General features: G+C 73.1%; 21 protein-coding genes. 10 read left to right on the forward strand and 11 right to left on the reverse strand.

Translation table 11 applies throughout. The features are described 5' to 3' along the window. Positions 1–184: 184 nt before the first annotated feature. The 3 genes from ACWD02_RS24430 to yczE are packed head-to-tail and all read right to left on the reverse strand — an operon-like array spanning position 185 to position 3,009. Positions 185–1,537 (reverse strand): MFS transporter, encoded by a 1,353-nt coding sequence (locus ACWD02_RS24430; RefSeq protein ID WP_451214479.1) that lies wholly within the window; start codon positions 1,535–1,537, stop codon positions 185–187. Between the two features lie 48 nt (positions 1,538–1,585). Continuing rightward, positions 1,586–2,353: a glycerophosphodiester phosphodiesterase gene (locus ACWD02_RS24435; protein WP_451214481.1), complete on the reverse strand. Its 768-nt coding sequence runs from the start codon at positions 2,351–2,353 to the stop codon at positions 1,586–1,588. Then, entirely contained in the window at positions 2,350–3,009 is a 660-nt protein-coding gene (gene yczE, locus ACWD02_RS24440) for a membrane protein YczE (protein ID WP_451214483.1), read from the reverse strand. The genes ACWD02_RS24435 and yczE overlap by 4 nt, the downstream gene beginning before the upstream one ends. Before the next feature lie 101 nt (positions 3,010–3,110). Between yczE and ACWD02_RS24445 the strand changes: the two genes are divergently transcribed. After that, complete coding sequence (locus tag ACWD02_RS24445) at positions 3,111–4,610, forward strand: SCO1417 family MocR-like transcription factor (RefSeq protein WP_363211087.1); 1,500 nt, start codon at positions 3,111–3,113, stop codon at positions 4,608–4,610. 23 nt (positions 4,611–4,633) lie between these two features. Here ACWD02_RS24445 and ACWD02_RS24450 read toward each other — a convergent pair whose 3' ends face one another. After that, complete coding sequence (locus ACWD02_RS24450; RefSeq protein WP_451214485.1) at positions 4,634–6,277, reverse strand: hypothetical protein; 1,644 nt, start codon at positions 6,275–6,277, stop codon at positions 4,634–4,636. Positions 6,278–6,325: 48 nt separating this feature from the next. After that, positions 6,326–6,520, reverse strand: a complete 195-nt coding sequence (locus ACWD02_RS24455; RefSeq protein ID WP_160503705.1) for a hypothetical protein — start codon at positions 6,518–6,520, stop codon at positions 6,326–6,328. Positions 6,521–6,818: 298 nt separating this feature from the next. Here ACWD02_RS24455 and ACWD02_RS24460 point away from each other — a divergent pair, with 298 nt between their 5' ends. From ACWD02_RS24460 to ACWD02_RS24480, 5 genes are all read left to right on the forward strand, one after another. Continuing rightward, on the forward strand, positions 6,819–7,211 hold the full coding sequence (locus ACWD02_RS24460) for an ankyrin repeat domain-containing protein (protein ID WP_451214487.1): 393 nt from the start codon (positions 6,819–6,821) through the stop codon (positions 7,209–7,211). Positions 7,212–7,513: 302 nt separating this feature from the next. Beyond that, positions 7,514–8,932, forward strand: a complete 1,419-nt coding sequence (locus ACWD02_RS24465; protein ID WP_451214489.1) for a HEAT repeat domain-containing protein — start codon at positions 7,514–7,516, stop codon at positions 8,930–8,932. A gap of 110 nt (positions 8,933–9,042) precedes the next feature. Beyond that, the gene (locus ACWD02_RS24470) at positions 9,043–10,173 is read left to right on the forward strand and encodes a glycosyltransferase family 4 protein (protein WP_451214491.1); all 1,131 of its coding nucleotides are present in this window, start codon (positions 9,043–9,045) and stop codon (positions 10,171–10,173) included. Further along, entirely contained in the window at positions 10,170–11,480 is a 1,311-nt protein-coding gene (locus ACWD02_RS24475; RefSeq protein WP_451214493.1) for a glycosyltransferase, read from the forward strand. Before ACWD02_RS24470 ends, ACWD02_RS24475 begins: the two co-directional genes overlap by 4 nt. A 20-nt stretch (positions 11,481–11,500) precedes the next feature. After that, entirely contained in the window at positions 11,501–12,337 is an 837-nt protein-coding gene (locus ACWD02_RS24480) for an SGNH/GDSL hydrolase family protein (protein ID WP_451214495.1), read from the forward strand. Between the two features lie 19 nt (positions 12,338–12,356). Here ACWD02_RS24480 and ACWD02_RS24485 read toward each other — a convergent pair whose 3' ends face one another. The 5 genes from ACWD02_RS24485 to ACWD02_RS24505 are packed head-to-tail and all read right to left on the reverse strand — an operon-like array spanning position 12,357 to position 16,755. Then, positions 12,357–13,226 (reverse strand): 5-oxoprolinase subunit C family protein, encoded by an 870-nt coding sequence (locus tag ACWD02_RS24485; protein ID WP_451214496.1) that lies wholly within the window; start codon positions 13,224–13,226, stop codon positions 12,357–12,359. Beyond that, positions 13,223–13,858: a 5-oxoprolinase subunit B family protein gene (locus ACWD02_RS24490; protein WP_451214498.1), complete on the reverse strand. Its 636-nt coding sequence runs from the start codon at positions 13,856–13,858 to the stop codon at positions 13,223–13,225. Before ACWD02_RS24490 ends, ACWD02_RS24485 begins: the two co-directional genes overlap by 4 nt. Next, a complete protein-coding gene (locus ACWD02_RS24495) occupies positions 13,855–14,631 on the reverse strand; it encodes a LamB/YcsF family protein (RefSeq protein WP_451214500.1) in 777 nt (258 codons plus the stop codon). The genes ACWD02_RS24490 and ACWD02_RS24495 overlap by 4 nt, the downstream gene beginning before the upstream one ends. 34 nt (positions 14,632–14,665) lie before the next feature. Continuing rightward, positions 14,666–15,457, reverse strand: a complete 792-nt coding sequence (locus ACWD02_RS24500; RefSeq protein WP_451214502.1) for a putative hydro-lyase — start codon at positions 15,455–15,457, stop codon at positions 14,666–14,668. Beyond that, entirely contained in the window at positions 15,454–16,755 is a 1,302-nt protein-coding gene (locus tag ACWD02_RS24505; RefSeq protein ID WP_451214504.1) for an MFS transporter, read from the reverse strand. Before ACWD02_RS24505 ends, ACWD02_RS24500 begins: the two co-directional genes overlap by 4 nt. Before the next feature lie 111 nt (positions 16,756–16,866). Here ACWD02_RS24505 and ACWD02_RS24510 point away from each other — a divergent pair, with 111 nt between their 5' ends. From ACWD02_RS24510 to ACWD02_RS24525, 4 genes are all read left to right on the forward strand, one after another. Next, positions 16,867–17,592 (forward strand): GntR family transcriptional regulator, encoded by a 726-nt coding sequence (locus ACWD02_RS24510; protein ID WP_451214505.1) that lies wholly within the window; start codon positions 16,867–16,869, stop codon positions 17,590–17,592. An 80-nt stretch (positions 17,593–17,672) separates the two neighbouring features. Then, on the forward strand, positions 17,673–19,199 hold the full coding sequence (locus ACWD02_RS24515) for a hypothetical protein (protein ID WP_451214507.1): 1,527 nt from the start codon (positions 17,673–17,675) through the stop codon (positions 19,197–19,199). Positions 19,200–19,275: 76 nt separating this feature from the next. After that, a complete protein-coding gene (locus ACWD02_RS24520; protein WP_451214509.1) occupies positions 19,276–20,169 on the forward strand; it encodes a hypothetical protein in 894 nt (297 codons plus the stop codon). Positions 20,170–20,233: 64 nt separating this feature from the next. Continuing rightward, a complete protein-coding gene (locus tag ACWD02_RS24525) occupies positions 20,234–24,904 on the forward strand; it encodes a hypothetical protein (RefSeq protein WP_451214511.1) in 4,671 nt (1,556 codons plus the stop codon). Between the two features lie 3 nt (positions 24,905–24,907). Here ACWD02_RS24525 and ACWD02_RS24530 read toward each other — a convergent pair whose 3' ends face one another. Then, positions 24,908–26,035, reverse strand: a complete 1,128-nt coding sequence (locus tag ACWD02_RS24530) for an aromatic ring-hydroxylating oxygenase subunit alpha (RefSeq protein ID WP_451214513.1) — start codon at positions 26,033–26,035, stop codon at positions 24,908–24,910. Positions 26,036–26,044 lie beyond the last annotated feature (9 nt).

Genomic DNA, 26,044 nt, shown 5'->3' on the forward strand with positions numbered 1-26,044 from the left:
GCGGTAAAGATTCCCGTTTAAGGGTCATGCGTCGCCGTCGTATGCCGCCCCTTGTTGTACCCACCAGCGCCCGGTATGTCACATCTGACAGAGGATGTCACCCTGCGTTTCTGAATCTTCAGCGCGCAGTAACGGTCCGCCTGGTAAGCCAAACGCGTACACTACCGCCCTTTGGCTTCAGTTGCTAAATCCTGTCGGGTACGGGATTTCCCGCGTCGCGGATCGCGCGCCCTACGGGTACCCGCGCCAGCAGGACGAAACCGATCACGAAGAAGGCCACGAGCGAGACGATCGCGTCCCGGTAGCTCCCGGTGAGCTGATAGGTCAGGCCGAAGATCAGCGGCCCCAGCCAGGCCATCCCGCGGTCGCTGATCTCGTACGCGGAGAAGTACTCGGCCTCCTTGCCCGCGGGCACCAGATGCGAGAACAGGGACCGCGAGAGCGCCTGCGAACCTCCGAGCACCAGACCGATTCCCGCCGCGAGCACGAAGAACCACACCGGCGCGCCCGCGGGCAGGAAGAAGCCCGCGCCGATCGTCACCGTCCACGCGACGAGTGAACCGAGGATGGTCCGTTTGGCGCCGTACGCCCGTGCGAGGCGCCCCATGCCGAGCGCCCCGGCCACCGCGAGCACCTGAACGAGGAGTACCGCCACGATCAGCGTGGACTGGCCGAGACCGAGCTCTTCGGCGCCGTAGACGGACGCCTGGGAGATCACCGTCTGCACGCCGTCGTTGTAGACGAGATAGGCGAGCAGGAAGGACAGGGTGTGCGGATGGCGGCGCATGTCGCGCACGGTCGACGCCAGCTGTCGCCAGCCGCGGGCCGACGCCGTGGAGGGCGGCACCTTGCGGTCACGCAGCCGCCGCAGCGGCACGAGCGTGAAGGCGCCCCACCACACGCCCGCGGAGGCCAGACAGATGCGCACGGCCGTCGACTCCGAGACACCGAAGGTGTCATGCGCCAGGAACAGGACCAGGTTCGCCACGAGGACCAGCGCCCCCGCCGCGTAACCGAACGCCCAGCCGCGCGAGGAGACCGCGTCACGCTCCTGTGGGGGCGCGATCTGCGGCAGGTAGGAGTTGTAGAGCACCATCGACACGGCGAGCGAGGCGTTGGCGACGATCAGCAGGAAGCCGCCGAGCAGATAGCGGTCGCCGTCCAGGAAGAACATGCCCGCCGTCGCCGCGGCCCCCAGGTAGGCGGCCACTGCGAGCAGCGGCTTCTTGCGGCCCGTGCGGTCGGCGGTGGCGCCCGCCATCGGCATGACCACGACGGACAGGATCACCGACGCCGACACCGCGTACGCGAAGAAGGACCCGGCGCTGACCGGGACGCCCAGCGGGTGGACGTATCCGTCGCGGTCCGCGGCCGATTTGGCGATCTCCGTCAGGTACGGGCCGAGGAACACGGTCAGGACGCTGGTCGAGTAGACCGAGCACGCCCAGTCGTAGAAGTACCAGCCGCGCTGCTCGCGTCGTCGTTCGGCGGCGCTCTCGTCGGCCGGTGGCGTTGCCCGCACGGTGTCGGTGCCCACCCGTGCCCCCTCGCTGGTCCCCGTGGTCCGCTGCCGTCCCGGAGGCGGTCAGGCCCAGGCTCCCCGGTCCTTCAGCACTTCGCGCAGCGTCTCGATGTGATCAGAGATGATGCCATCTACACCGAGATCGAGAAGAGCGGCCATGCGTCCGGCGTCGTTCACCGTCCAGACGTGCACCTGCAGCCCGCGCGCGTGGGCCGCGCGGACGAAGCGGTGGTCCACCACCCGGATCCCGCCGTGTGTCTCGGGCACCTGTGCGCACACCGCGGAGCGGCGCACGCCGGCCGGGACGCCGAACGAGCTCAGCCGCAAGGCCGCCACGCCCCGCGTACCGAACGAGGTGGCCAGGCGCGGGCCCGCGAGCCGCTGGGCGCGGGCCACGCGGGCCTCGGAGAACGAGCCGACGCACACGCGGTCCCAGGCGCCGGTGCGGCGCAGCAGTTCGAGGAGCGGGAGCAGGGCGGGCTCGGCCTTCACGTCCACGTTCCAGCGGATGTCGGGGAAGGACTCCAGGAGCTCTTCGAAGAGGGGCACCGGCTCGCCGCCCGCCACGCGCGCGTGGCGCACGGCGCTCCACGGCAGGTCGGCGATCTTCCCGGCCGTGTCCGTCACGCGGTCGAGCGTCGCGTCGTGGAAGGCCACCAGGCGGCCGTCCGACGTGGCGTGCACGTCCGTCTCGATGTAGCGGTAGCCCAGTTCGACCGCGCGCCGAAACGCGGCGGCGGTGTTCTCCAGGCCGTCCGCCGCCCCGCCGCGGTGGGCGAAGGCGAGCGGGCCGGGATGGTCGAGATAGGGATGGCGTACGCGCGTGGTCACGGCTGCAGTATCGCCCGCTCCGGTTGCCCGCCGGCAGCCACCACGCCTCCCCCGGATGGAGCAGGGGCGACGGCGAAGAAGCGCAGGAAGAACTGGGCCAGCGGACCGATCGCCAGCGCGTAGAGCACCGTGCCGATGCCCACCGTGCCCCCGAAGGCGAAACCGGTGGCGACCACGGCCACCTCGACCAGCGTGCGCATGAGCCGGACGGAGCGGCCCGTGCGCTGATGCAGGCCCGTCATCAGGCCGTCCCTGGGGCCCGGCCCGAACCTCGCGGCGATGTAGAGCCCGGTGGCCGCGCCGTTCAGGACGATCCCCGCCACGAGCAGCGGGATGCGGGCGCCGAGCGCGTGCGCGTCCGGCATCAGCGCGAGGGTGGCGTCCATCGCGAGGCCGACGACGAAGACGTTGGAGACCGTGCCCAGCCCGGGGCGCTGGCGCAGCGGGATCCACAGGAGCAGCACGGCCGCCCCGATGAAGATCGAGACGATGCCGATGGACATCCCCGTCAGCTCGGCGAGGCCTTGATGCAGCACGTTCCACGGTTCGAGGCCGAGTCCGGCCACCACCAGGAGCCCGGAGCTGGCGCCGTAGAGCGCCAGACCGACGTACAACTGGATGAGCCGCCGTGTGAGATGTGGCTTCGTCGTGGACAAGAGATGCCCCCCTGCTGGTGGTGGTGGCCTGACGCATGACACTCTGTGGCTCGTAAAGGGATGCCAACCATGGCCAATTCCAGGAAGGTGGACTGGGAATCATGGCTCAGTGGACTTCGGCGGTGGGCGCCACACAGCTCGCCCGGCTGCTCACCTCCCAGCAGACGCGCCCCGCGGGCCCGGGCTCGCGCCGCCCGCCCGCCTACCGCGCCCTGGCCGACGGCGTCCGCATGCTCGTCCTCGAAGGACGTGTACCGGTCGCCGCGCGGCTGCCCGCCGAGCGCGAGCTCGCCGTGTCCCTCGCCGTCAGCCGGACCACGGTCGCGGCCGCGTACGAGGCGCTGCGCACCGAAGGCTTCCTGGAATCCCGCAGGGGAGCGGGCAGTTGGACCGCGGTCCCGGCCGGCAACCCCCTGCCCGCCCGCGGCCTCGAACCCCTCCCGCCCGAGGCGCTCGGCTCCATGATCGACCTGGGCTGCGCCGCGCTGCCCGCGCCGGAGCCCTGGCTCACCCGCGCCGTGCAGGGCGCCCTGGAGGAACTCCCTCCGTACGCGCACACGCACGGTGACTTCCCGGCCGGTCTGCCCGCGCTGCGCCAGATGCTCGCCGAGCGCTACACCGCGCGCGGCATCCCGACCATGCCCGAACAGATCATGGTCACGACCGGCGCGATGGGCGCCATCGACGCGATCTGTCATCTGTTCGCGCCGCGCGGCGAACGCATCGCCGTCGAGTCCCCGTCGTACGCCAACATTCTGCAGCTGATGCGCGAGACGGGCGCCCGTCTCGTCCCCGTCGCCATGTCCGAGGGGCTGGAGGGCTGGGACATGGACCGCTGGCGCCAGGTGCTGCGCGACGCGGCGCCCCGGCTCGCCTACGTGGTCGCGGACTTCCACAACCCCACGGGCGCCCTCGCGTCCGAGGACCAGCGACGCAAGCTCGTCGACGCCGCGCGCTCCGCCGGCACGGTCCTCGTCGTCGACGAGACCATGATCGAGCTGCAGCTCGACGACGACCTGACGATGCCGCGTCCCGTCTGCGGCTTCGACCCGGCGGGCTCGACCGTCATCACCGTCGGCTCGGCCAGCAAAGCCTTCTGGGCGGGCATGCGCATCGGCTGGGTGCGGGCCGCCCCCGATGTCATCCGCAGTCTCATCTCGGCGCGCGCGTACGCCGACATGGGGACCCCTGTCCTGGAACAGCTGGCGGTGAACTGGCTGCTGAGCACCGGCGGCTGGGAATCGGCCGTGCAGGTGCGCAGGGCCCAGGCCCGCGAGAACCGTGACGCCCTGGTGGCCGCCGTCCGCCGCGAACTGCCCGAATGGGAGTTCGCGGTACCGGCGGGCGGCCTCACCCTGTGGGCGCGCTCAGGCGGCCTCTCCGGCTCCCGCATCGCCGAAGTGGGCGAACGGGTCGGGGTCCGGGTTCCGTCAGGGCCGCGCTTCGGCGTGGACGGAGCCTTCGAGGGGTATGTGCGGCTGCCGTTCACCGTGGGAGGCGCGGTGGCCGAGGAGGCGGCGGTGCGGCTCGCCGCGGCCGCGCGTCTGGTCGAGACAGGGGCGGGCGGGGGCGTGGAGGCATCGCGGGCCTTCGTGGCCTGAGCCCCCCGGGGCGCGCGAAGGCGTCAGCCTTCGGCGGGCACGGGCTCCGGCCGCGCGCCCGGCTTCGCCGCCGCCGTGTCGGCGTCGGCATCCACGGCGACCTCGGTACCCGTCTCGGCTGTCGCCGTCTCGGTCGCGCCCGTCCCGGCGTCGGCGGGGGCGCTGCGTGGGGGCAGCAGCTCCGTCACCGCCTGCCGGTGGGCCTCACTCGTCGCGTCGTCGTACGGATCGGGCGTGGCGGGCACCTGGAGCCGGTGCACCTGACCCGTGCCGAGCCGGGCGTACCCCCGGCCGGGCGGGACGTCGCAGGTGGGCGTCGTGCGCGGCGGCACCCCGAGGATCTCCTCGACCTGGTCGGGCGTGGTGGGGCCGAGGACCACGCGCGCGCGTGTGTGCTGGCGCACCGGGTCGCTCAGGGAGTCGAGGCTGTCGAACTGGTCGGCCACGACGACCGTGACGTTGGCCGCCCTGCCGTGCCGCAGGGGCACCTGGAGCAGGGCCTGCGGGTCCTGGCGTCCGTCGGCCGCCGCGAGGTGACCGAGCACGCTGGGGCGGTCCATGACGATCCACAGGGGGCGCTTGGTGTCCTCAGGGGCGGCGTGGCCCGCCTGGCGGGCCCGGTTGGCGGAGATGAGGCGACGCTCCGTCTCGTGCGCCGCCCACTCCAGACTCGCCAGGGCTCCCGCCAGCCCGCACTCGATGGCCAGAACACCGTCGCGTCCGGTCAGGCAGGCGTAGTCGCCGATGCCGCTGCCTTCGACGATCAGGACGTCGCCGTGCTGCAGGGCCTGCAGGGCGACGGAGCGGAGCAGGGTGGTGGTGCCGCTGCCGGGTTCGCCGATCACCAGGAGGTGCGGCTCGGTGGAGCGGGGGCCGGTGCGCCAGACGACGGGGGGTACGTCGCGCTGTGTGTCGCCGTCCGCCACGGGGAGGGTGCGCTGGACCCCGGTGGGATCGGTGAAGCCGAGGACGGTCTCGCCGGGGGACGTGACGAACCGCTGGGCGGCGATGTCGGTGGGCAGCGGGGGCAGCACGTTCACCGTGAGCTGGTTGCCCTCCGCGTCCCACTCGAAGTGGTACTCGCGGCCACGGCCCGCTTTGGCGTGCAGCAGCTGCTCGATGCGGGTGCGGGACTCGGCCTCGCCGTCCGTGAAGTACGCGGGGTAGCGCACCACCAGATGGGAGACACGTCCGTCGTCGTCGAACTCGTACGACGTGAGGGCCTTGTCCCACTCTCCGCCGTGCGCGAAGAGCGGCGCCGGGTCCTCGGGGACCGAGAAGTACGGCACGAGCGCTTCGTAGAGGGACTGCAGCCGCTGGGTCTGTGCCTCGTCGGGGCCGGTGGGGGCCGGCTCCGTGCGTTCCCGGCCGGTCCATGCGGCGGCCGCCATCAGGCAGATGGCGGCGAGCAGCGGACCGTACGGCATGAGGGTCACGACCAGGATCACGGAAGCGACGAGGAACAGCAGCGGTCCGCGCCGGTCCTTGGGGGTGTCGGCCCACTTGCGCCGCCCGGCCCCTGCCAGCCGGCGCAGTCCACGAGTGATCGTGATCAGCGGGTGGAGGACATCGGTGGCGCTGTCGGCGGCCGACCGTGCGAACTCCCGGCTGCGGGCGATCGAGGCGGTGCCGTTGCTCAGGATGCGGGGGAGGGGGCGCCGGGCCACGTCAGTCTCCAGATGGTGCGAACGAAGTGCTGCAGGGGGCAGGAGGCGTCAGAACTTGATCCCGCCCAGGAGGCTCGCCAGGCTCGCGCTGCCGGCCTTGATGCTCGGGGCGATGGCGGTGCCCGCCATGAAGAAGCCGAAGAGCGCGCAGACCACGGCGTGGGACGCCTTGAGCCCGTCCTTGCGGAAGAACAGGAAGACGATGATGCCGAGCAGCACGACGCCCGAGATGGAAAGGATCATGACGGTTCTCCTGGTTGGTGGGGACAGTCACCATGAGTTGTTCCAGGTTCACAGCATGTATCCATACGATAAAAGGTGCAAATGGGGGAATTTTCGCGGATTTCCCTCGAATGGCGGAGGTCTGCAGGCCCTCCTGAGTGCGCTTTCGGCAGGCGTCCGGGTGCCTTCGTGATCGTTGCCGCGGGCGCGCCCCGTCATGTGCCCGGACGGGCAGTACCCTGTCGATTCACTCGTACGGCTGCACTGGGCGCCGTACGCACCCCCTGAGTCACCCCGCAGTCGAAAGGCGGTCCGGTCCATGAGCGAAGCCCCCGACCCGGAAGTCGTGGAGCTGGCGACCAAGATCTTCGATCTGGCGCGCCAGGGCGACACGGCGGCCCTGGCCGCGTACGTGGACGCGGGCGTTCCGGCGAACCTCACCAACGACAGCGGCGACTCGCTCGTGATGCTCGCCGCCTACCACGGCCACGCGGACGCGGTCCGGGCGCTCCTGGAGCGGGGCGGTGACGCCAACCGTGCCAACGACCGGGGGCAGACGCCGCTCGCCGGTGCCGTCTTCAAGGGCGAGGACGCGGTGATCCGGGCGCTGCTCGACGGAGGCGCGGATCCGGCCGCGGGCACGCCGTCGGCGGTGGACACCGCCCGGATGTTCGCCAAGACGGAGCTGGTCGAGCTGTTCGGGGCGGCCTGAGCGGGGTACCTGACCAGCAACAACGGGGGCGCTGGAAATGTGGTCGCGGCGGTGTGAACCGCTGGGTCATCATGACGACGTGATTCACGGACGCGACGGCGGGGCAGGAGTTGCCGCACCGCGTGGACCGTGAGCGGCCCGCCCCCGGACCTCCCGTCCGGGATCCCTACGGGCCACCGACGAGAGGCAGAGGAAGATGGTCTACAGCAAGCAGAAGACGGCGGGCGGCCCGACGTGTTGGCGCACGGCCAGGTAATTCACGATTCCCGGTTGCGTCGACGCTTGATGTGAGGCTGTTTCCCATGTTCGATCCGGTCATAGCGCCCAGCGGTACGCTGCTCGGCCTGCTGCAGCGGGGCCGCGGCGACGGCACCCTGCACGCACTCACCGCACCCCGATCCGAGGCGCTCGCCGCCCTGGAGACCTGCGTGCTCCACGACCCGCGCCACGACTGGCAGGTCGAGAACCGCTCCCTCTACTACGCCAGGCTCTACCTCGATCTCCGTGGCGGGATCGAGGAGATCGAGCGGCATCTGTTCGACCCCGAGGACGTCCTGAACACGGACGACTCACGCACCGGCCTAGCGCTCGCCGTCCTGGGGCACCTCGCCTCGTACGGCAGGCATGACGCCCTCGAACTGCTGCGCCGGTACGCGGCCTTCGGCACCAACTGGGCCTGGGCCCTGGACGAACTGGCGCTGCGTGACGACGACGCGGGCCTGCGCGCCCTCGCCGTGCCCGTGCTCGGCAGATTCCCCTCGGACGCGCAGGGCGAGGCCGAACTGGCCGCCGTCGTGCGCGACGCCTACGAACCCCGGCCCTGGCGGCTGTGGGAGGAGGACCCCCGGGAGGCCGTCGGCGCCCGCGTGCGCGCCGCACGGGAACAGGGCTCCTTCGACCGCTGGCAGCGACAGATGCGCCCCGCCGGGCCGCGCCCCGGCTGGAGCGTCCAGGCCGTCTTCGACTGGGCGCAGGAAGGGCTCGAACGCGGCGCCGTCCTGCACGTGCCCGCTGCCCGCTGCCTGAGCGCGGTCGCCGGGCCCGAAGATCGCGCCGAGATCCTCGCAGCCGCCCGCGACGGCTCCGACGGGGCGCGCGGCACGGCCCTGCGCTACCTCGCGGACGCCCATGATCCCGATGTGTTCGACCTCATCGAGTTCGCGGTGGAGAGCCCGTCACGGGCCGTCGTGGACGCCGCGGCCGAGGCCTTCGAACGGATGCGCGGCGTCGCCGCCGTCGAGCGGGCCCGCCGCTGGGCCCAGCGGCCCGACGAGCTCGGTGCCGCCGCGGGACGGGTGCTCGCCTGCAGGGGCGGCGCCCAGGACAGCAAGCTGGTGCTCGCCGCTCTCCGTGAGGCCGTCCGCGGCGAAGGCCCGGACGCGCCGACCCTCTGGACACTCGTCGACGGCGCGGGACGGCTCGGCATCGCCTGCGCGGCCCCCGTCCTTCGCCACGTCTACCGCGAGACCGCCTCCTCCCACCTGCGCGGCCGCGCGGCCCGCGCGCTCGCCGCCACCGACCCCTCCTTCGCCGCCGGATTCGCCGTCGAGTGCCTGTGGGACTGCGAGGAGTCCACCCGCGAGGTCGCCGCACGGCACGCCGAGACCGGCGACGCCCGCGTGGTCACCCAGCTCAGAAGGCTCGCCGCGGACCCCGCCGAAGAGGACGAGGTACAGACCGCGGTACGCAGCAGGATCGACCCCGACGCGGCCGAGGTGTGACCGGCGCGCCCCGGGGCGGGGCGCGTGCGGAGGGCAACGCTCATGGGACGTTCCTCGCGAGGAAAGATCCACGTTGACGTGACCACGCCCCGTGCGACGACAACACGGGTATGCGTGTCGTCATCGTCACCGAGTCCTTCCCTCCCGACGTCAACGGCGTGGCGCACTGCGCCCTGCAGACCGCCCGGCAGCTCGCCGCGCGCGGTCACGACCCCCTGGTCATCGCCCCGGCCCCCGCGGCCGGGGCGGACGCCACAGCCGACGCGAGTGCGCCCTGCCCCGTCATCCGTGTCCCCTCCCTGCCCCTTCCCGGATACCCGCAGGTCAGGGTGGCCCTGCCCAGCCGACGCCTGTCGGCGGCGCTGAGCGCGCACCGGGCCGAACTCGTCCACCTGGCCAGCCCGTTCGTCCTCGGCGCGCGCGGCATGGCGGCCGCCGCTCGCCTGGGCATACCCGCCGTCGCCGTCTACCAGACGGATCTGGGCGGCTACGCCCGTACGTACATGGGAATGGGCGAGGCCACCGCCTGGCGCCGCATCCGCGCCGTGCACGCCGCGGCCGACCGCACCCTCGCCCCGTCGGCCGCGGCCCTGCGTGATCTCGTGGCGCACGGGGTGCCGCGGGTGCGGCTGTGGCCTCGGGGCGTGGACGCGGCCCGGTTCCGACCCGCGCTGCGGGACGAGGGCGTACGCCGTGAACTGGCGCCGAACGGTGAGCTGATCGTCGGCTACGTAGGGCGTCTCGCCCCCGAGAAGCAGGTCGAGCTCCTTGCCGGGGTGTGCTCCCTGGAGGGCGTGCGCCTGGTCGTCGTCGGTGACGGACCCAGCGAGGGCTCCGTCCGGACTGCGCTGCCGGGCGCGGTCATGCTGGGGCGCCGCACCGGCGGCGAACTCGCGCGGATCTTCGCCTCGTTGGATCTCTTCGTGCACACCGGGCCCTACGAGACGTTCTGCCAGACCGTGCAGGAAGCCATGGCCAGTGGCGTGCCGGTGATCGCGCCCGCCGCGGGCGGACCGCTCGACCTCGTAGTCCCCGGCCGCACCGGCGTCCTGGTGCCGCCACGCGACGCCCTCGCGGTGCGGGACGCGGTCTGGGCGCTCGCCGCCGATCCGGGGCTGCGTGCGACCTACGGAGAGGCTGGGCGCGCGGCCGTCGAGGGGCGGACCTGGGACGCGGTGGGCGAGCGGCTTGTCGACCACTACTACCAAGTGCTCGCCTCGCGGACGGCGGTGGCGGCATGAGGGCGGCCCTGTACCGGGAAGCGGCCTACCGAGCGGCGGCGGCCCGCGGTGGCGCGCGCCCCGCCGGCTCGCTGCGCATCGTGCGGCTCGCGAACTTCGTGGCCCCCTCGTCGGGCGGACTGCGCACCGCGCTGCGGGAGCTGGGGCGCGGCTATCGCGCGGCCGGGCACGAGCCCGTGCTGATCGTGCCCGGCGAGCGGGCCGCCGTCCGCGACACCGACCAGGGCCGCGTCGTGACCCTGCCGGGTCCGCTGCTGCCCGGCACCGGCGGCTACCGTGTCCTCGCCGACCGGCGCAGGGTGGCCCGGGTCCTCGAACGCCTCGCCCCCGACCGCATCGAGGTCTCCGACCGCACGACCCTGCGCTGGACCGGCGCCTGGGCCAGACACCGCAGGATCCCGGCCGTGATGGTCTCCCACGAGACGGCCCACGGTGTCCTCAACACCTGGGGCATGCCCAGGGAGGCCGCCCTGCGGGCCGCCGACGCCCTCAACTCCCGTACGGCGCACGCCTACGCGCGGGTCGTGTGCACCACGGAGTGGGCCGAGCGTGAGTTCGTCCGCATCGGGGCGCGCAATGTCGTCCGCGCGCCACTCGGTGTCGACCTGGTGGGCAGCCATCCGGGACTGCGTGATGCACGCGTGCGTGCCCGCCACGCGCGCGGGGGCGAGGTACTCCTCGTCCTCTGCTCACGGCTGTCGGTGGAGAAGCGGCCGGGCATGGCGCTGGACGCCCTGGAGGCACTTCGTGGCCGGGGAGTTCCGTCGGCCCTCGTGGTGGCGGGGGACGGGCCGCTGCGCGCCCGCCTCGAACTGCGGGCGCGCGAGCGGCGGTTGCCGGTGACGTTCCTGGGGCACGTCGCGGACCGCGCGGCCCTGGGGGCGCTGCAGGCCACGGCCGACGTCTGCCTCGCGCCGGGCCCCTGCGAGACGTTCGGGCTCGCGGCCTTGGAGGCGCTGGCCTGCGGTACGCCCGTGGTGGCCAGCGTGTCGTCGGCACTCCCGGAGATCGTGGGTGGCGCTGGCGAGGTGGCGAAGGACAACGGCAGGGCGTTCGCGACCGCCGTCCAGGCGCTCCTCGCCCGCCCGGAGCAACTCCGGAGGGAGGCGGCACGCGCGCGTGCGGAGTGCTTCGGGTGGGAGGGGGCGGTCGCCGCGTTCTTGGGGGCGCATGAGGCGGGGCTCGGGGTGGGTGAGTCGGGGCTGGGGGCCGGGGCTTTCGGTGGTGGGCTCGGCTTGGGTGAGGTGGGGTTTGGGGGTGGGGCTTTCGGCGGTGGGTTTGGTTCGCCACGGAGGGGTGCGTCGTGAAGCTGCCGTGTTTTGTTGCCATGGGGGATTCCCTCACCGCGGGTGTCGGTGACCCGGTGGGGGAGGGGCAGGGGTTGCGGGGGTGGGCGGCGCTGTTGGCCGGGGGGATCGTTGCGGGTGGCGGGGAGGCGCGGTTCCACAACCTCGCCGTCAGCGGGGCCCAGACCTCGGACGTGCTCGGGCGCCAGCTCCCCGCGGCGCTGGAGCTGCGGCCCGACCTGGCGTCCGTGATCGTCGGCGTCAACGACACTCTCCGCTGCACGTTCGACATCCGTGCCGTGGCCACGCGGCTCGACGAGATCTACGGGGCCTGCGCACGGCAAGGCATCCCGCTGCTCACCGCCTGCCTCCCCGACCCGGGGGCCATGCTCGGGCTGCCCAGCGCGTTGGCCCGCCCGCTGGCCCGGCGGCAACGCGCGGTCAACGCCGTCGTCCACGCGTTGTCCGAGCGGTACAGCGCCGTGCACCTGCACCTCGCGGACGACGCGTGGGTCGCCGACCGCACCCTGTGGAGCGCGGACCGGCTGCACCCCGGAGAGCGAGGCCACCGCCTGGTCGCCGCCCGCTTCCACGCCCTGCTCGCCGCCCGGGGCTTCGCGGCGGGCAGCCCGCCCTCGTGCGAGCCCCAACTGCCGTCGCCCACCCGGTCGGCGAACCTGCTGTGGCTGGCCACCGCGGGCACCGGCTGGGTGGCGCGCAGGTGCACCGATCTGCTGCCCCAGTTGCTCACCCTCGCGGTCGACGAGATACGGCACCAGATGCGGGGCAGCAGCGCCCGGCTCGATCTGAGCGCCACCGACGCGGTGACGGCGGCCCTCGTGGCGCTTACCGCGGCCGAGCAGCCGGAGGCGGCGTAGGAGGGGAGACCCGGGGGCCTCAGCGTATTGCCGCCGGGACGAAACGGAGCGGCGTTCCCGGCACCGCCTGCGCGGCACCGGCCAGATCGGCCTCCCTGACCACCGCGATCACCGGATAGCCCCCGGTCGTCGGGTGGTCGGCGAGGAACACCACGGGACGGCCGTCCGGCGGCACCTGGACGGCGCCGAGGACCATGCCCTCGCTGGGGAGTTCGCCGGTGAACTCCCGCTCCAGGGAGGGCCCTTCGGTGCGCAGGCCGATGCGGTTGCTCGCCGAGGACACCCGGTAGACGCGCGTGGTCAGCGTGCGCAGGGCCGCGGCAGTGAACCAGTCGGCACGCGGTCCCGGCGTCACCCGCAGGATCAGCTCGCGGGGTGGTGCGAGGTGCGGGACGGTGTCCACGCGCGCGTGGGGCCCGCCGACCGCCCCCAGCGGGATGACGGCTCCGTCCGCGAGCGGGGGAGGGCCGAGCCCGGAGAGCAGGTCGGTGGAGCGGCTGGCGAGGACCGGGTCGACGGCCACTCCGCCGCTGAACGCGACGTAGCAACGTACTCCGGAGACGGCCGCCGAGACGTCGAGCAGCGCACCGGCAGGTACCCGCACGGGCGCACCCCATGCCACCGGGCGTCCGTCGACCGTCACCGGGCAGGGCGCCCCCACGACCGCCACCGTCACCGCGCAACGCGGCCGCACGGAGCAGCCGTTGAGCGTCGTCTCCAGGACGGCGGCGTCGGACGGGTTGCCGACGAGGCGGTTGGCGAGGCGGGCCGCCGCCGGATCGAGGGCCCCGGAGCGCGGCACCCCGAGGTGCGCGTGCCCGGGGCGGCCCTGATCCTGCACGGTGGTCAGCGCCCCGGCCCGGACGACGGCGAAAGCCCGGTCGGTCATCGTGCCTCCGAGCCCTGCACGAGGGGGACGGGCACGAAGCGCACCCGGACCCCGGGGGTGAGCAGCGCGGCGGGCACGCGCGCGTGGTCCCACAGCACGGCGTCGGTCGTGCCGATCAACTGCCAGCCGCCCGGCGAGGAGCGCGGATACATCCCCGTGTACGGTCCCGCGAGGGCGACACTGCCGGCCGGGACACTGGTACGCGGGGTGGCCCGGCGAGGCACGTCATAGCGCTCCGGGAGCCCGGTGAGGTAGCCGAAGCCGGGCGCGAACCCGCAGAAGGCGACCCGGAATTCGGTCGCCGCGTGGATGCGGGCCACCTCCGTCACCGGCACCCCCCAGTGCGCTGCCACATCGGCCAGATCGGGCCCGTCGTAGCGGACCGGGATCTCCCGTACGTCCTCCGCGCGCGCCGACAGGGGCGGTACCTCCAGGGCGGCGAGCTCCGCGCCGACGCGGCCGGGGTCGTCGAGGCCGTCCAGGAGCACCGTGCGGGCCGCGGGCACGATCTCCCGTACGCGGATCAGCCCCGCGGCCCTGCGGCGCAGCAGTTCGGCGTGGAGCGCCTGCGCCTCGTCGCCGTCGGCGAGTTCCACGAGCAGCGCCAGATCGCCGACCGGAAGCACCCTCACGCGAAGGCCTCCACCCGCACGCCCGCGCCCTCGAGGCGCGCACGGACCTGCCGGGCGAGGGCCACCGCCCCCGGGGTGTCGCCGTGCAGGCACAGCGAGCGCGCGCGGACGCCGATCCGCCGGCCGTCCAGAGCGGTGACGGACCCGGACCGGGCCATGCCCACGGAGCGTTCGACGACGACGTCCGCCTCCGTGATGACGGCGCCCTCGCTGCCGCGCGGCACGAGCGTCCCCTCCGGGGTGTACGCGCGGTCCGCGAACGCCTCGGTGACGACCGGCAGTCCGGCCTTGTCGGCCACCTCCAGGAAGCGCGATCCCGGCAGTCCGAGGACGGGCAGAGTGTCATCCGCGAGCAGGACCCCGTCGACGACGGCGTGGGCCTGGCCCTCGTCGTGGACGACGCGGTTGTAGAGCGCACCGTGCGGCTTCACGTACGACACGCGCGTGCCTGCCGCCCGCGCGAAGACCTCCAGGGCGCCGATCTGGTACGCCACTTCGGCCGCCAGTTCGTCGGCGGGTACGTCCATGGAGCGGCGCCCGAAGCCCGCCAGGTCGCGGTAGGAGACCTGGGCGCCGATCCGTACGCCGCGCGCGGCGGCCTGTTCGCACACGCGGCGCATGGTGGCCGCGTCCCCGGCGTGGAAGCCGCAGGCCACATTGGCGCTGGTGACGACGGAGAGCAGCTCTTCGTCGTCGGTCAGGCGCCAGCGGCCGAAGCCCTCACCGAGGTCGGCGTTGAGATCGATCACGGCGTCGATCGAGGCTTCCGTCATCTACGTAGATCTCCTGTTTCCGTTCGGCGGCCGCTCAGGCCACCCTGTACTGCTCGTCGCGGGCATCGGTGACGAACATCTGCCCCGGCGCGTGCGTGATCGCGAACGGCGGACGCGAGGCCATCACCGCCGCCTGGGGTGTCACTCCGCACGCCCAGAACACCGGGATGTCACCGGGCTCGGCGGCCACCGGATCACCGAAGTCCGGCCGGGTCAGGTCGTCGATGCCGAGCCCCGCGGGGTCCCCGCAGTGCACCGGACCGCCGTGCACCGCGGGCAGCAGTGAGGTCTCGCTGATCGCCGTCGAGAGGTGCTCGGGCGGAACGTGGCGCATCGACACCACCATGGGTCCGTGCAGGCGGCCCGCCGGGCGGCAGGGGCGCGCGGTGACGTACATGGAGACGTTGCGGCCCTGCTCGACATGGCGCATCGGGACGCCGGACTCCGTCAGCGCCCACTCGAAGGTGAAGCTGCAGCCGATGAGGAACGACACCAGGTCGTCCCGCCAGTGCTCGACCACGTCCGTGGGCTCGTCGGTCAACTCGCCGTCCCGCCACACCCGGTAGCGCGGCAGGTCCGTCCGCAGATCGGCGCCGGGCGCGAGGGGCGTGGTCCAGGAGCCCGCGTCCGTGACGTCGAGCACCGGGCAGGGCTTCGGGTTGCGCTGGCAGAACAACAGCATGTCGTACGCCCAGTCGGCGGGCACGGCGATCAGATTGGCCTGGGTGTGGCCGGCCGCCCAGCCGGCCGTCGGGCCGCTCGTGCCCGCGCGAAAGAGCGCGCGGGCCTCCGCGGGGCTGTGCGACGCGGTGACCGAGGGGCTCATGCCAGCTCCTTCCCGCGCGTCTCGGGCAGTCCGAACAGCGCGAGCACGGCGATGGCGTAGCCCAGTGCGCCGAAGACCAGGGCACCGCCCACGCCCCAGCTGTCGGCCATGAAACCGACCATGGTGGGGAACACGGCGCCCACGGCGCGCCCGGTGTTGTACGTGAAGCCCTGCCCCGTGCCGCGCACGGCTGCCGGGTAGAGCTCGCTGAGGAACGAACCGAAGCCGCTGAAAATGGCCGACATGCAGAAGCCGAGCGGGAAACCGAGCACAAGGAGAAGGCCGTTGGCCCCGTCCGGGATGTTCGTGTAGGCCAGGATGCTGGCCGCGGAGAGGAACGCGAAGAGCGTGATGTTGCGTTTGCGGCCGAGTACGTCCGTGAGATAGCCGCCGGCGAGATAGCCGATGAAGGCACCGGAGATCAGGAACGCGAGATATCCGCCCGTGCCGACCACGGTGAGTCCGCGCTCGGTCTTCAGGTACGTGGGCACCCAGGTGGCGAGCGTGTAGTAACCGCCCTGGACGCCGGTGGAGAGCAGGACCGCGAAGAGCGTGACGCGCAGGAGGCCGGGCTTGAAGATCGCGGTGAACGACCCCTTGTGCGCGCTCTTCTCGCGCTCCTCGGCCGCCTCCGGGGCGTCCTGCACGTTCCGGCGCACGTAGACGACGAGGAGGGCGGGCAGCGCACCGGTCCAGAACATCACGCGCCAGGCGATGTCCTCGTCGAGGAACTGGAACACCAGGGTGTAGACGATCACCGCGAGCGCCCAGCCGACCGCCCAGGAGCTCTGGATCGCGCCGAGAGTGCGGCCGCGGTTCTTGGCGGTGGCGTACTCGGCGACCAGGATCGCGCCGACCGCCCACTCGCCGCCGAAACCGAGGCCCTGGAGGGCGCGGAAGACGAGCAGCGTCTCGTAGTTGGGCGCGAAGCCGCAGGCGACGGTGAAGACGGCGTACGTGATGACCGTGATCATCAGCGCCTTGACCCGGCCGATCCGGTCCGCGACCACCCCGGCGATCGCGCCGCCGATGGCGGAGACGACCAGGGTGACCGTGGTGAGCAGGCCCGTCTGGCCGCTGTCCAGGCCGTAGTACGCGGCGATCGCGACCATGCTCAGCGGCAGCGTGAAGTAGTCGTAGGAGTCGAGGGCGTAGCCGCCGAAGGCGCCCGCGAAGGCGCGGCGGCCGCGTGGGCCGAGGGCGCGCAGCCAGCCGAACGCGCCGCTGTCGTCGGAGGATTGGCCGTCCGTGGGGCGGGGGTCGGTCGACAGGGCCTGGGGCGGTGGGGATGTGCTCATGGGCACCTCGCAGGAGGGGGGACTGTGCCGTGCCCGCCAAGGTAGAGGATCGTTGAACGATCCCTCAATACCCATGTTGTCTCGTTCTTGTATCTGCGATTGAATCCGGGCATGGCTGAGGGAATGGCTGACCCGGGCGGACCGAGCGGACTGGCCGACGACCGTGCGCTCCTGGGGCGCACCAGTACCGCGGAGCGGGTGTCGGACATCCTCCGGAGCCGCATCGCCGAGGGATACTTCCCGCCGGGAGTGCGCCTGTCGGAGGACAGCATCGGCGGTGCGCTCGGTGTCTCGCGCAACACGCTGCGCGAGGCCTTCCGTCTACTCACGCACGAACGGCTGTTGGTCCACCAGCTCAACCGCGGGGTATTTGTCCGAGTTCTCACGATTGAGGACGTCGAGGACATTTACCGCACACGGCGCCTCGTGGAATGCGCGGTCGTCCGCGGCCTCGGCGATCCGCCCTTCGCCCTCGACGGACTCGCGAGCGCCGTCGCGGACGGCACGAAGGCGGCCCGCGAGCGCAAGTGGAAGGGCGTCTCCACCGCCAACATCCACTTCCACCGAGAGCTGGTCGCGCTCGCCGGAAGCGCCCGCACCGACGAGGTGATGCGCAGCGTCTTCGCCGAACTCCGCCTGGCCTTCCATGTGGTGGACGATCCGCGCGGGCTGCACGAGCCCTACCTCGCGCGCAACCGGCAGATACTGCAGACCCTGCAGGAGGGCGACGCCACGGAGGCCGAGCGGCTGCTTGCGGTCTACCTGGACGACTCGCTGCGCGGCCTCGTCGACGTCTACGGCAGCCGCGTGGCAGAGGGCGAGCGGGCGGGCGGCTGAGCCCGGGCGGACCGGCGAAGGGCGTTGCCAGATCTGCGCCGTTTCGACCGTTGTCAGACCGAGGATCTAGTCTGTGCAGCGTGACTTCGCCTGCCGTTACGGACACCGCTCCGCCCCAGCTCAGCGCGGGGCCGAGGCCCGCTCTGGGTCCGGCCGCCGACGAGGGCCTGGCGCGGCGCCTGCGCGCGCTCGCCTGCACGGCGCCGCTGCACGACCTGGACGTGCGCAAGGCCAACCTCGCCGGCGAGTACTCGGTGTACGCGATGGCGGAGGTGGCCCTGTCCGCCATCGACCTCGTCACCCTGAACATGGACTTCGACACCGGCGCCGACCACGAGCAGATCGTGACCAGGCTGCTGCCGCGCGTCGGGGCCCAGGCCCCCCGGCGCCCCGTGGCCGAGCACGAGCGCGTGGCCCGCTGGGTCCTGGAGAACCTGATCAACGTCGGCAGCGTCGACCGCGGCTTCCGCGCGGTGTACGGCACCTTCGCCCCCGACGGCACCTATGTGCGCAGGGACTACGACTTCAAGCTGATCGAAGAGGTGCCCGGGTACGGGGGCGGTGTCTATCTCCGCACGACGGACGAGGCGGTCAACGTCCTCGTGGGCGCCCTCGACACCGACGTCACCAGCGCCCAGATCGCCGCCGAGGTGAAGCTCGAGGTGCTCATCAGCCGCGGCCGTCTCGCCGATGCCCAGCTCGCCGCGGAGCAGGCGCGCTATCGGACCGTGCAGTACTCGGAGACGCTCCGCAGAGCCTTGGACGCCACCCGGCGCAACGTCCGCGCGGTCGACTGGCTCCGCGCCGTCCCCGACATGATCGCGGAGGCGCTCGACCACGTCGCCGACCGCTACCGCCACGAGAACGCGATCCTGACGAACATCCGCAAGGCGCGCGACGAGTCCGAGGACCCCGAGCAGAAGCGCCGCGCCGCCGAGCTCGTCGACATCGTCAAGGACTGCATCCGCCGCCACACACAGCTGCAGTCGCGGCTCCTCGAAGCGGGCCCGCTGTTCCGGGCCGAGCAGGACCGCCAGGCCTTCGCGGCCCCCACCGCCCGCACCGGCCTCGATCTGTACGGCCAGCTCGTCGCTCCCCTCCTGCCCCTCCCGGTCGAGCAGGCGAGCCGCGTGACGGGCGCGTTCTTCGCGCGCGGGACGGGGCTGCGCACACCCGTGTCCGTCCGCGTCGGCGACCTGGTGGACATACTGCTCACGCCGCCTCAGGAGCGCGAGCACCTGGGCATGGAGATGCCCGAGCCCGACCTCATCGCCACCCCTGACGACAGCCGCTTCAGCGAGGAACAGCTCGCCGACGCCATGGAGCTGCTCGACCTGCCGGCCGACGCGCCAAGGCGTCTGTCCGGGCTGCTCGCCGACGCGCGCCGACGCGACACCGAACTGCCCTATCTGGTCGCCCTCCTCGCCGTGCACGCGGCCAGCCCGCCGGTCGGCACCGCGTACCGCCAGGGCGAGGAGAAGCTCCTGTTCGCCGTGGACGACGGCGCCCAACTCGACGACCCGGAGTTCGGCGGCGCCGACCTCATCGTGGGCACGGCGCTGCTCGACGCCGCCGGCATGGCGGCCGGCCGGACGGAGGCCGCGTGAGCACTCCCCGGACGCTCCTGAGCACCCCCGACCCCCGCCACTCCCTCCCGTACGACCGCCGCAAGGAGCACAAGCCGTGACCGAGCACCCCGCAGAGCACGCCGCGTGGGGCGAGCCGGACGCGACGGCGGCGCCCGCGGCGAGCGCCCCCATCACCCCGGCCGACGCCGCCGACGCAGCCCGCCTCGTCGCCTTCGGGCTCCAGCCCAAACTCCAGCCCGCCCGCGACCAGGAGTACGCCGAACTGCTGCGCAGGTACCGCGAGGACCCGCCCTTCGCGCGGCTCGCCGACGCCGTGGCCGCCGGGCTCGGGCTCGTCGTCCTTGAGGTGTCCCCGCGCGCGGGGATGGCCGTGACAGCCGCAGAGGACTCCGTGTTCGCCGTCCGCATGGGCGACTACGCACGCCGTACGGCCGCCGACTCCACCGACCGCTTCCTGCACGGTCTGGCCCATCTCGCCGTGGCCGCCCTGGCGTTCCCGCGCCCCGAGGACCTCGCCGACGACGGCTACATCGGACGCGTCACGGTCAACGGCGTGGACGCCTTCGTACGACAGGCCTGCCACCGCCTGGAGGAGCGCGCCGAGGAACAGGGCGAGAACTCCGACCCCGCCACCGACACCCCCGGTCTGGAGGCAGCCTGGCGGATCTGGGCACGGCGCAGCTCGACGGGCGCCACCAAGGACGCCCGACGCCTCGCCGGGTCGACCACCGGGATCATCGGCAAGGCCGTCGCGTTCCTCACCGACTCCGGGTTCCTGCAGCGCACGGGCGACGACTCCGGGGGCACCTACCGCACCACGGCCCGCTATCAACTGCAGGTGCGCGACATGGCGGGCGGCGCCGCCATGGCCGAACTCCTGGAACTCGGCGTCGTGCCCGTCACGGACGGGTCCGCGACCCTGCTGCCCCCCGAAGAGACCGACGATCTGGAGCTGGCCGCCGACGCGGGGCTGCCCTTCCACTCCTGACGTCTCGCCCCGCCCCCCCCACATTCCCGCTGTTCCCCACGACTTACGACGAGAGTCCGCCGCCATGTACGAGCTGTCCCGGGTCCGCCTCTACTCCATCGGCCCAGCCGGTGCGCGCTACGCCGACACCGTGCTTGACCTGCGCGGCGTCGGCGCGGAGGTGCCCGACCCCGCGCCCGCCCAGGCGGAGTTCTTCGAGGACGAGCCGGTCGGCCCCCCGCGCCGCCCCGCGCCCGCGGGCGTGCTCTTCCTGGAGAACGGCGGCGGCAAGTCCGTCCTGCTCAAGCTGATCTTCTCGGTGATGCTGCCCGGCCACCGGAACACGCTCGGCGGTGCCAGCTCCGGAGTCCTTCGCAAGTTCCTGCTCGCCGACGACTGCGGGCACGTCGCCCTGGAGTGGCAGCACACCCTGACCGGCGAGTGCGTCGTCGTCGGCAAGGTCAGCGAGTGGCGCGGGCGGCAGGTGTCCAATGACCCGCGGAAGTTCGCCGAGGCGTGGTACTCCTTCCGGCCAGGACCCGGCATGAGCCTGGACTCGCTGCCCGTCGCCGAGTCCACCGCCGTACGCCCCTTCGCGGAAGGCGCTTCGGGTGCCCAGGGGCGGCGGCGCACCATGAAGGGCTTCCGTGACGCGCTGACCGAGGCGGGCAAGGCGTACCCCCACCTCGAAGTGCACTGGGAGGAGATCCACGACCGCTGGAACGAACACCTCGGCGACCTGGGCCTCGACCCCGAACTCTTCCGCTACCAGCGCGAGATGAACGCCGACGAGGGCGAGGCCGCGGGCCTCTTCGCCGTCAAGAAGGACTCCGACTTCACCGATCTGCTGTTGCGCGCCGTCACGGACACCCGCGACACGGACGGCCTCGCCGATCTCGTGCACGGCTTCGGCAACAAGCTGGGCCGCCGCTCCGAACTCATCGCCGAGCGCGACTTCACCGCGGGCTCCGTCGACCTGCTCGGCCGGATCGTCGAGGCCGCCGACACCCGCTCACGCGCGCGTGACGTGCACGCGGGAGCCGAGCGGCGCACCCGTACGCTCGCCCGGCGCCTCTCGGCGCGCGCGGTCGCCGAGCGGAGCCGCGCGGGAGAACTCTCCGAGCGGGTCACCGCCGCCGCGCAGACCGTCACCACGGCGGAGGAAGCACGCGGCAGGTCCTCCCTGATCTCAGCCGAACTCGCCTTCCGGCACGCCTCCTTGGCGCTCACCGTCGCGGAGAAGGCCGCTGCCGCGCAGCGCCGTGAGCTGGCCGACGCGCGTCAGCTGCACTCCGCCTGGCAGGCGGCCGAGGCCGTTCTGCGCCACCGCGCGGCCGCCGACCGCTCCGCGCGCGTGGCCTCCGCGATCCTGGAGGCCGAGCGTGACGCGGCGCCCGCCCTTGCCGCCCGCTCCAAGGCGGCGGCCGATCTCGTCCGTGTGCTGCACACCGCGGCCGAGGGCGCCGAGTCGCTCGCGAACGAGGAGGAGGAGCGCTCGGCCGCGCTCCAGGAGACCGGCGAGGCCGCCCACCGCGACGCGACCGTCGCCGCGACCGAGGCGCAGCGTGCCCGCAGCGAGGCCGGACACCTCCGGCAGCGCCTCTCCGAGGTCGAGCAGGAGACCGCGGAGGCGGTCCGCGCGGGCTGGCTCGACGACACCGCGCCGGATGCCGACCCGGCGCGCGCCGCGCTGGCCGCGAGCGACGCCGAGAAGAGCGCGGCGGCCGCCTGGGACACGGCCCGCGAGACCTCCCTGCGCGCCGCCGAGCACGCCAAGGAGGCAGCCGCGGCCGAGGCCCGCGCCGAACTCACCGCGGCCCGCGCGTCGGACGCCGCGGACGCGGCCGAGCACGCGTACGACGCGGAACGCCGGGCGGCGGAGTCGATCGCCGGGGACGAGCGCCTCGCCGAGCTGCTCGGCCTTCCCGGGACGAGCTCCCAGGGCGGGGTGCCGCAGCCACGCCAGGGGGCCGCGGGCACGGGCGACAGCGGCGACCGGGAGGACGAGGCCGCCCCCACCACCCGCACCCTGATCGATGGCCTGTCCCTCACCGAGCTGGACCGCAGCGCCGACGACCTCCGCACGCTCCTGGAGGACGGGGTCGCATCCGCCGAGCGGCAGCTCTTCGAGCTGCGGACCGCAGCCGCCGACGACTCCCGCATCCTGGGCGCCCTCGGCGACGGCGGGCTGCTTCCGCCGGGACCCGACGTCCTGGCCACCGTGGAGTTCCTCGGCGAGCACGGCATCCCCGCGCTGCCCGGCTGGCGCTACCTCGCGCAGGCCGTCGACCCCGGCGACCACGCGCGCGTGCTCGCCGCCAGGCCCGAACTGGTCGACGGCGTCGTCATCACCGACCCCGCCACGCACGCACGGGCCCGCGAGGCGCTCGCCGGCGCCGCCCTGCTGCCCCGCTCCGCCGTAGCCGTCGGCACGGCGGCCGCCCTCCTCGCCCCGACCCCCGGTGAGGACGCACAAGGCGGGGACGTCTTCCTTGTGCCGCCGAACCCCGCCATGCACGACGAGCACGCCGCCGACGAGGAGCGGCAGGCGCTCCGCACGCGGGCGACGAAGCGTGACGAGGAGATCCGGACGCTCGCCGCGCGCCTCACCAAGGACCGCGAGCTCGCCGCGCGGCTCGCCTCCTGGCGCGGCGGCTGCCCCGCCGGACGCATCGAAGAGCTCGCCGCCGCCGCACGCGGCGCCCGTGCCTTCGCCGAAGAGGCCGAGGCCGAGCTCGCCGAGGCCCGAACGGTCCGGGCCGAGGCCGACGAGGCGGCGGCCGAAGCGGCACGCGCGCGTGACGAGCGGCAGGAGGCCGCCCAGCGCGCGCGTCGCGTCGCCGACGCACTCGCGGGCCTCGCGTTCCGCCTGCGCGAGCGCGCGGGCTGGCAGAGCACGCTGCGCGAACTGGCCGATGACGCCGTGGAGTCGGAGGCCCGCGCCCAGACGTGCCTGGACCGCGCCCGCGCTGCCGACGAGGACCGCCGAGCCGCCCAGCGCGCCGCCGACGACGCCCGCCGCACCGCCCGCGCCCTGCGTGCCGAGCGCGCCGAGATCGCGGGCGCCCCCGAGGACCTGCCCGAGGAAGCCGCCGCCCCCAAGTCGTCGCTGCCCGCCCTCCGCGAGGCCTACCGCGCCGCCTCCCAGCTCTACGAGAAGGTCGGCGTCGGCGCCGACCTGCGCGCCGAACAGGCCCGCGCCGAGAGCGACGAGAGCAGTGCGCTGGCCGAGCTCGACCGGCTCAGCAACAAGGTCCGCACCCGCGCCGCCCTGCTCCTGGAAGGCACGGACGGCTCCGACGGCCCCTCCCGGCAGGCCGCCTCCGCGCGCGCCGAGGCCCAGGTCCAGCTCATCGAGACCCGCGCCTCCGCCGCGAGCGAGCAGCTCGGCAGGCTGCGCGGCGAGGCCGAGCGGCTCGCCCCCCAGGACGACGCCGAAGCGCACACCGAGCTCCCCGAGGACCTGGTCCCCGCCGACGCCGAGCACGCGCAGGCCCTCCTGCGCACCGCCACCGCCGAACTGGCCGCTCACACCGGGGCGTTGAGTCAGGCCAAGGACGCGCACGCCACCCTCCTGCACGCCCACCGCGCCACCGAGGACGCGGCCGGCGGCTTCGACGAGACCGCCGCCCTCCTGCGGGACCTCCTGCGCGAACAGCACCAGGAGGAGGAGACCGCCGAAGAGCCCGAGCCCTACCCCGGCACCCTCGAAGAGGCCCGCCAGTCCGCGTCCGAGGCCCGGCGCTCGCTGCGCGGCTGCGCCGCCGACCTCTCCACCGCCGAGGCCGCCGTCCGCGAGGCCGGCGACATCCTCGTACGGCACGCGAACTCCACCCGCTACGAGCAGGTGCGCACGCCCGCCCGCCAGCAGATCCGTGAGCTGCCCGCCTCCGCGCTGCCGGAGCACGCCAAGAAGTGGGCCGACGCCTTCGCGCCCCGGCTGCGGGTGCTCACCGACGAGTTGGAGCAGTTGGAGCGCAACCGCGACAGCATCGTGGACCGCCTGCGCGGGCTCGTGGAGTCCTCGCTCGCCACGCTCCGCTCCGCGCAGCGCCTCTCCCAGCTGCCCGAGGGCCTGGGGGAGTGGTCGGGCCAGGAGTTCCTGCGGGTCCGCTTCGAGGAGCCCGACCAGGCGACGCTGACCGAGCGCCTCGGCGAGGTCATCGACGACGCCACGCGGGCCGCGGTCAAGAAGAACTCCGACATGCGGCGGGACGGGATGACCTTGCTCCTTCGCGGAGTTCAGGCGGCGCTCGAACCGCGTGGCATCGCCGTGGAGATCCTCAAGCCGGACGCCGTGCTGCGCGCCGAGCGGGTGCCGGTCGGCCAGATGGGCGACGTCTTCTCCGGCGGGCAGCTGCTCACCGCGGCCATCGCCCTGTACTGCACGATGGCCGCCCTGCGCAGCAACGACCGGGGCCGCGACAAGCACCGGCACGCCGGCACTCTCTTCCTCGACAACCCCATCGGCCGTGCCAACGCCACGTACCTCCTGGAGCTCCAGCGGGCCGTTTCGGACGCGCTCGGCGTGCAGCTGCTCTACACGACGGGGCTGTTCGACACGACGGCGCTCGCGGAGTTCCCGCTGGTCATCCGGTTGCGGAATGACGCGGACCTGCGCGCGGGCCTGAAGTACATCAGCGTCGAGGAGCACTTGCGGCCGGGTCTGCCGCAGCAGGACCCGGCCGAGGAGACCGTGCACGGGGAGATCACGGCGACGCGCATGTACAAGCGCCCCGCCGCCACCTCCTCGTAGGCGTTAGGCCAGCCGGTCGGCCAGCCACTCGTGGAAGAGGCCGATGTGATGCTCGGTCGGCACGAGCACCCCGCCCCCGCGATAGGCGCGTGACGCCATCGCGGGCTGGGTGCGCTCGCAGGCCTCGAAGTCCTGTTCGTTGACCCGGTGGAAGAGCTCCACGGACCGGGTGAGGTCGACGCCGGACGCGACGACCTCGGGTGCGTACAGCCAGTCGCACTCGACGACCGTGCGGTCCTCGGCCAGCGGGAACATCCGGTGCAGGATCACGTGGTCGGGGACGAGGTTGATGAAGACGGTCGGCTTGATCGTGATCGCGTAGTAGCGGCGGTCCTGGTCCTCGGCGATCTCGGGGAGCCGTTCGAAGCCCGGACCGCCGTCGACGGTGAACCCGCTGACCTCCTCGCCGAACGAGGCACCGTGCCCGACGTAGTACTGGGCGGCGAACCCGTCCGCGAACTCCGGCAGCACATCGGTCAGTTCGGGGTGGATGGTCGCGCAGTGATAGCACTCCATGAAGTTCTCGACGATCAGCTTCCAGTTGGCCCGTACGTCGTACGTGACGCGTTTGCCGAGGGCCAGCGATTCCGTCCCGTAGCGCTCTATGGACGCCGCGTCGCCCAGGCGTTCCACCGCCGCGCCGACGACACTCTCTTCGAAGGACGGGGGTTCGTCGGCCAGGCACACCCAGGCGTAGCCGAGCCACTCCCGTAGCGCGACCTTGACCAGGCCGTACGCCGTGCGGTCGACGTCGGGCATCTTCACCAGGTTCGGTGCGGCGATCAGCTTGCCGTCGAGGTCGTACGTCCATGCGTGGTAAGGGCATTGGAGCGCGCGGCGCACCTCGCCCGCCTCCTGGGTGCAGAGCCGGGCGCCGCGGTGCCGGCAGATGTTGAGGAAGGCGCGCAGCTCCCCGGAGCGGGAGCGGGTGATCAGTACGCTCTCGCGGCCGATTTGGACGGTGCGGAAGGCGCCGGGTTTGCCGAGGTCGGCGGCGCGCACCGCGCAGAACCAGAGCGATTCGAAGACGTGCTCCTGTTCCTGCCGGAAGATCTCGGGGTCGGTGTAGAAGTGGCCCGGCAGCGTGGTCATCAGGCTGGCGGCGGACGGGGCCTCGGGGGTCGTCGTCACGGTGGCGTA

This window comes from Streptomyces sp. NPDC002853 (assembly GCF_053591915.1).

What these genes read in the sequence shown, in the direction of transcription:
- ACWD02_RS24495 (WP_451214500.1), bottom strand. Translation starts at nt 14,631, where the DNA reads ATGACGGAAGCCTCGATCGACGCCGTGATCGATCTCAACGCCGACCTC.
- ACWD02_RS24525 (WP_451214511.1), top strand. Translation starts at nt 20,234, where the DNA reads ATGTACGAGCTGTCCCGGGTCCGCCTCTACTCCATCGGCCCAGCCGGT.
- ACWD02_RS24455 (WP_160503705.1), bottom strand. Translation starts at nt 6,520, where the DNA reads ATGATCCTTTCCATCTCGGGCGTCGTGCTGCTCGGCATCATCGTCTTC.
- ACWD02_RS24510 (WP_451214505.1), top strand. Translation starts at nt 16,867, where the DNA reads ATGGCTGAGGGAATGGCTGACCCGGGCGGACCGAGCGGACTGGCCGAC.
- ACWD02_RS24465 (WP_451214489.1), top strand. Translation starts at nt 7,514, where the DNA reads ATGTTCGATCCGGTCATAGCGCCCAGCGGTACGCTGCTCGGCCTGCTG.
- ACWD02_RS24460 (WP_451214487.1), top strand. Translation starts at nt 6,819, where the DNA reads ATGAGCGAAGCCCCCGACCCGGAAGTCGTGGAGCTGGCGACCAAGATC.
- ACWD02_RS24470 (WP_451214491.1), top strand. Translation starts at nt 9,043, where the DNA reads ATGCGTGTCGTCATCGTCACCGAGTCCTTCCCTCCCGACGTCAACGGC.
- ACWD02_RS24505 (WP_451214504.1), bottom strand. Translation starts at nt 16,755, where the DNA reads ATGAGCACATCCCCACCGCCCCAGGCCCTGTCGACCGACCCCCGCCCC.
- ACWD02_RS24500 (WP_451214502.1), bottom strand. Translation starts at nt 15,457, where the DNA reads ATGAGCCCCTCGGTCACCGCGTCGCACAGCCCCGCGGAGGCCCGCGCG.
- ACWD02_RS24445 (WP_363211087.1), top strand. Translation starts at nt 3,111, where the DNA reads ATGGCTCAGTGGACTTCGGCGGTGGGCGCCACACAGCTCGCCCGGCTG.
- ACWD02_RS24485 (WP_451214496.1), bottom strand. Translation starts at nt 13,226, where the DNA reads ATGACCGACCGGGCTTTCGCCGTCGTCCGGGCCGGGGCGCTGACCACC.
- ACWD02_RS24480 (WP_451214495.1), top strand. Translation starts at nt 11,501, where the DNA reads ATGGGGGATTCCCTCACCGCGGGTGTCGGTGACCCGGTGGGGGAGGGG.
- ACWD02_RS24475 (WP_451214493.1), top strand. Translation starts at nt 10,170, where the DNA reads ATGAGGGCGGCCCTGTACCGGGAAGCGGCCTACCGAGCGGCGGCGGCC.